This is a genomic window from Xanthomarina sp. (assembly GCF_035306705.1).
Taxonomy (GTDB): Bacteria; Bacteroidota; Bacteroidia; order Flavobacteriales; family Flavobacteriaceae; genus Xanthomarina.
In genome coordinates this window covers 1-5,867 of record NZ_DATGNO010000027.1, presented here as the reverse complement: position 1 = coordinate 5,867, position 5,867 = coordinate 1, and the positions used below count along the sequence as shown (strand labels likewise).

Annotated in this window: 5 protein-coding genes; all 5 read left to right on the top strand. The window is 35.9% G+C overall.

Annotated features, from left to right (window positions below):
* On the top strand, positions 1–809 hold an 809-nt coding region (locus VKY47_RS02125; protein WP_324309982.1), incomplete at its 5' end, for a BamA/TamA family outer membrane protein.
* A gap of 50 nt (positions 810–859) precedes the next feature.
* Positions 860–1,927, top strand: coding sequence for a class II fructose-bisphosphate aldolase (gene fbaA / locus VKY47_RS02120; protein ID WP_324309981.1), 1,068 nt, complete (start codon positions 860–862; stop codon positions 1,925–1,927).
* 126 nt (positions 1,928–2,053) lie between these two features.
* A complete protein-coding gene (gene accD / locus VKY47_RS02115) occupies positions 2,054–2,911 on the top strand; it encodes an acetyl-CoA carboxylase, carboxyltransferase subunit beta (RefSeq protein WP_324309979.1) in 858 nt (285 codons plus the stop codon).
* A 277-nt stretch (positions 2,912–3,188) separates the two neighbouring features.
* Entirely contained in the window at positions 3,189–3,458 is a 270-nt protein-coding gene (gene rpsO / locus VKY47_RS02110; protein ID WP_324309983.1) for a 30S ribosomal protein S15, read from the top strand.
* Between the two features lie 156 nt (positions 3,459–3,614).
* Entirely contained in the window at positions 3,615–5,867 is a 2,253-nt protein-coding gene (locus tag VKY47_RS02105) for a polyribonucleotide nucleotidyltransferase (protein ID WP_324309977.1), read from the top strand.

Below are 5,867 nucleotides of genomic sequence, written 5' to 3'. Positions count from 1 at the left end.
CTTTACAACCTGGAGATCCGGAATACAGTGATGTATATTCTATTAATGAAAGAAAAATAAGGCTTACAGAAAACAACTTGATTTTTGCCACTAATTTTAATTTCACCAGAGATAATAGAGAGAATTTATACGACGAAACCTTTTCTATTTTTAGAGCTAAATTGGAATTAGCAGGGAATTTATTTTCAGCTATCTCTAAAATTGGAAGTTTAGATAAAAACGCGGCTGGGCAATATGAATTGTTTAATGTGGCCTATTCACAATACGTGAAAACAGAACTCGACTATATAAAACACTGGGATTTAGGCAAGAAAAACGTGTTAGCTATTAGAACTTTTGTTGGGATAGCTATTCCTTATGGCAACTCGACCAACATTCCGTTTTCTAAGAGTTTCTTTGCTGGAGGAACTAACGACAATCGGGCATGGACAGCTTATAGCCTTGGACCTGGAAGCTTGGATAGTAACGACGAATTTAATGAAGCCAACCTTAAACTAGCTTTCAATATAGAACACCGTTTCAATCTTTTCGGTAAATTTAATGGGGCGTTTTTTATTGACACAGGTAACATTTGGAACGTTTTGGACGATATTACAGATCCGAATGCCACTTTTACCAATTTCTCATCACTTAAGGACATAGCAGTCGGCTCTGGCTTCGGATTAAGATACGATTTTGGTTTTGCCGTTTTTCGTTTCGATATCGGTTTTAAAACCTACGATCCTTCCTACCCAGAAAACGATAGATGGTTTAATGAATACAACTTTTCTAAGGCTGTTTATAACATAGGTATCAATTACCCATTCTAAGCTATTAAATTTTCTTATTTTTGTAGTTCTAACATTTTAATTAAACAATCATGGCTCATAACATTAAACCTGGAGTTGCAACAGGACAAGAAGTTCAAAATATTTTTAAACTGGCTAAAGAAAAAGGGTTTGCTTTACCAGCTGTAAACGTAGTTGGATCAAACAGTATCAATGGCGTTTTAGAAACTGCCAGAGATTTAAATGCTCCTGTGATTATTCAATTCTCTAATGGTGGAGGCGTTTTTAATGCTGGAAAAGGACTAAGTAACGAAAACCAACAAGCGGCTATCTTAGGCAGTATAGCGGGAGCTAAACACATACATTTACTGGCCGAAGCTTATGGCGTACCTGTTATTTTACATACAGACCATTGTGCTAAAAAACTTCTACCTTGGATCGATGGCTTATTAGATGCCAGCGAACAGCATTTTAAAGAAACCGGTAAACCTCTATATAGCTCTCATATGATTGATTTAAGTGAAGAGCCTCTTGAAGAAAATATAGCAACCTGTAAAAAGTACCTATCTAGAATGAGTAAAATGGGCATGACCCTAGAAATAGAATTAGGTATTACTGGAGGTGAAGAAGATGGCGTTGACAATACAGACGTCGACGATTCTAAATTATATACCCAACCAAAAGAAGTGGCTTATGCTTTTGAAGAGTTAAGCAAAATAAGCAACCAATTTACTATTGCAGCAGCTTTTGGTAATGTACATGGTGTTTACAAACCTGGAAATGTCAAGTTAACTCCAAAAATCCTAAAGAATTCGCAAGAATATGTCTCCAATAAATTTGGGGTAGGACACAATCACATCGATTTTGTATTTCATGGAGGTTCTGGATCTTCGGTGGAAGAAATTCGCGAAGCTATTAGCTATGGCGTTATTAAAATGAACATCGATACAGACATGCAATATGCATTTACTTCGGGTGTTCGAGATTATATGAAAGAAAAAGAAGCATATTTACAATCTCAAATAGGAAATCCGGATGGCAACGATGTTCCAAACAAGAAATATTACGACCCAAGAGTTTGGTTGCGTAAAGGTGAAGACACCTTTGTAGAGCGACTGAAAAAGGCTTTTGAGGATCTGAATAATGTAAACACATTATAAAATTTATAAAGGTGTGAAGGTTCAATTCAAATTAAACGTTTAATTTTGCCTTCATAACTAACAATAGTACTAGCGATTTTTGAGATCTAAAAATCGTTAATCATAAATCTAAAATCGTTAATCGATATGTCTTGGTTTAAAAGAAAAGAAAAAGGTATTCAAACCACCACCGATCAAAAAAAGGATACGCCTAAAGGTTTGTGGTATAAATCTCCTACTGGTAAAATAGTAGATACGAAAGAATTGGAACAGAATTTTTACGTTAGCCCAGAAGATGGCTACCACGTAAGAATTGGAAGTAAAGAGTATTTTGAAATTTTATTCGACGATAATAAGTTTAAGGAATTGGATGCCAAATTGGAATCTAAAGACCCCTTGAAATTTGAGGATACTAAAAAATATCCAGACCGTTTAAAAGCTGCTCAGGAAAAAACCAAATTAAAAGATGCTGTTCGTACAGCGGTTGGAAAATCCAATGGAAAAGATTTAGTGGTAGCTTGTATGGATTTTTCATTTATTGGAGGTTCTATGGGGTCTGTAGTAGGTGAGAAAATTACACGTGCTGCCGATTATTCTTTAAAAAAGAAAATTCCTTTCATGATTATCTCCAAATCTGGAGGCGCCAGAATGATGGAAGCCGCTTTGTCCTTAATGCAATTAGCTAAAACTTCCGTTAAATTGGCACAATTAGCCGATGCTGGGATTCCATACATCTCCTTATGTACCGATCCAACTACTGGAGGAACCACAGCTTCCTTTGCTATGTTAGGCGATATAAATATTGCCGAACCAGGTGCTTTAATTGGGTTTGCTGGACCTCGTGTGGTAAAAGACACCACAGGACAAGATTTGCCAGATGGCTTTCAAACATCCGAGTTTTTATTAGAACATGGCTTTTTGGATTTCATTACCCATAGAAAAAATTTAAAAAACAAAGTAAATCTCTATATAGATTTGATTACAAATCAACCTTTAAGAGAATAAGGATTTTCAATCTAATCAATAAAAAAAAGCGATCTTTTAGTAATTAAAAGATCGCTTTTTCTGTGTTTCAGACAGTACTTATTTTAGTTTAAAATCACTTGTTGCGCCTATCAATAGGAGCTGCAAGTATCCACAAAAGTGTTGATACAATCTAAAAATTATAGTCAAACTAAAAATTAAATATTTACAAAAGATTACAATTAATGAAAAAGTAGTATATTTGCAGCTTGAAAGAAAGGCTTTCATATACATAACAATCATTTACAACAATATTAGAATGTATTTATCTAAAGAAGTTAAAGAAGAGATTTTCGCAAAACACGGTAAAGGAAAAAACGATACTGGAACTGCAGAAGGTCAAATTGCGTTATTCACGTACAGAATCAATCATTTAAGTGGACACTTAAAAACCAATCGTAAAGATTTTAACACAGAGCGTTCTTTAGTAATGTTAGTAGGTAAGCGTCGTGCGCTACTTGACTATTTAATAAAGAAAGATGTTTTAAGATATCGTGCTATTGTTAAAGAATTAGGATTAAGAAAATAATCACAATCTAAGAGGCTTCGCGCCTCTTTTTTTGTTTTAAAACAACTCATTCGTAAGAGTATAACATGCGCAAATAAGAAGCTATTCATAGTTTTTCGTTGGTCACAACTACTACTACAACACAACTACCAATGTTTAATTAGAATTACAAAAATTATGATTCCAAAAGTTTTTAAAGAGGTCATAGACCTTGGTGATGGACGTACAATCTCCATCGAAACCGGAAAGTTAGCCAAACAGGCGCATGGTTCGGTTGTAGTACAATCTGGAAAATGTATGTTATTATGTACTGTTGTTTCCAACTACAAACAAAGTGATGTTGACTTTTTACCTTTAACGGTAGATTATCGCGAAAAATTTGCTGCATCTGGGCGTTATCCAGGTGGTTTCTTCAAAAGAGAAGCAAGACCTAGTGATGGTGAAGTTTTAACCATGCGTTTAGTGGACCGTGTTTTACGCCCATTATTCCCTAGCGATTATCATGCAGAAACTCAAGTGATGATTCAATTAATGTCTCATGACGAAGACGTTATGCCAGACGCTATGGCTGGATTAGCCGCTTCTGCTGCTATTCAGTTGAGCGATTTCCCATTTGAATGTCCAATCTCTGAAGCTAGAGTTGGTCGTATAAATGGCGAGTTTATCATCAATCCAACACGTGCACAATTATTAGAATCTGATATCGATATGATGATTGGAGCTTCGGCCGATTCTGTGATGATGGTTGAAGGTGAAATGGATGAGATTTCTGAAGAAGAAATGGCAGAAGCCATTAAATTTGCTCACGAAGCTATTAAAGTACAATGTGCTGCTCAAGTAAAATTAGCTGAAGCCTTTGGAAAGAAAGAAGTACGCGAATATGCTCCAGAAAGAACGGATGAAGATTTAGCGAAGAAAATTCATGATATGGCATACGACAAAGTGTATGCAATTGCAAAAGCTGGATCGGCTAAACATGAAAGAAGTGCTGCTTTTGATGCCATTAAAGAAGAAATAAAAGCTTCTTTTTCTGAAGAAGAATTAGAAGATTATGGCGGCATGGTATCTAACTACTATTACAAAGCTGAAAAAGATGCGATTCGCGATTTAACCTTAAATGAAGGTTTACGTTTAGACGGAAGAAAAACAGACGAAATCAGACCAATCTGGTGTGAGGTAGATTATTTACCATCTACTCACGGTTCTGCCATCTTTACTCGTGGAGAAACTCAAGCTTTAGCTACAGTTACTTTAGGAACGTCTAGAGAAGCAAACCAAATAGATATGCCATCTTTTGAAGGTGAAGAGCGTTTCTATTTACATTATAACTTTCCTCCTTTTTCAACAGGTGAAGCGCGTCCAATTCGTGGAACGTCTCGTCGTGAAGTAGGACACGGAAACTTGGCGCAACGTGCTTTAAAAGGCATGGTACCTGATGAATGTCCTTACACAGTAAGAGTTGTATCAGAAGTATTAGAATCTAACGGTTCGTCTTCTATGGCAACTGTTTGTGCTGGTACTATGGCGTTAATGGATGCTGGAGTTCAGTTAAAGAAACCAGTTTCTGGAATTGCTATGGGCTTGATTTCTGACGCTGATAGTGGAAAATATGCTGTATTATCTGATATTTTAGGTGATGAAGATCACTTAGGAGATATGGACTTTAAAGTTACTGGTACTGCAGATGGGATTACAGCTTGTCAAATGGACATTAAAGTAAAAGGTTTATCGTACGAAATTTTAGTGAATGCACTAAAACAAGCGCGTAATGGTCGTTTACATATTTTAGAGAAATTAACAGAAGCTATTGCTACTCCAAATGCGGATGTAAAAGCACACGCTCCAAAAATGATTACCAGAAGAATTCCTAACGAATTTATTGGTGCGCTTATTGGACCAGGTGGAAAAGTAATTCAAGAATTACAAAAAACAACAAAAACAACTATTGTAATTAATGAAGATCCTATTACAGAAGAAGGTATTGTTGAAATTTTAGGAGTTGGACAAGAAGGTATTGATGCTGTTTTAGAAAAAATAGATTCTTTATTATTCAAACCACAAGTAGGTAGCGTTTACGAAGTAAAAGTTATTAAAATGCTTGATTTTGGTGCCGTTGTAGAATATATCGACGCTCCAGGAAACGAAGTGTTATTACACGTAAGTGAATTGGCATGGGAACGCACAGAAAATGTAGCCGACGTAGTAAACATGGGAGACGTTTTTGATGTGAAGTATTTTGGTCTCGACCCAAGAACTAAAAAAGAGAAAGTATCTAGAAAAGCTATCTTACCTAAACCTGAAGGTTTTGTAGAAAGACCTCCAAGAGATAACAACAGTAGAGACAACAATAGAGGATCTCGTGATAACAATCGTGGACGTGATAACAACAGACGCGACGATAGAAAACCAAGAGAAGATAAGAGAGACTAA

Excerpts from the sequence above, each read along its gene's own strand:
- fbaA (WP_324309981.1), top strand. The coding sequence starts at position 860 with ATGGCTCATAACATTAAACCTGGAGTTGCAACAGGACAAGAAGTTCAA.
- accD (WP_324309979.1), top strand. The coding sequence starts at position 2,054 with ATGTCTTGGTTTAAAAGAAAAGAAAAAGGTATTCAAACCACCACCGAT.
- rpsO (WP_324309983.1), top strand. The coding sequence starts at position 3,189 with ATGTATTTATCTAAAGAAGTTAAAGAAGAGATTTTCGCAAAACACGGT.
- VKY47_RS02105 (WP_324309977.1), top strand. The coding sequence starts at position 3,615 with ATGATTCCAAAAGTTTTTAAAGAGGTCATAGACCTTGGTGATGGACGT.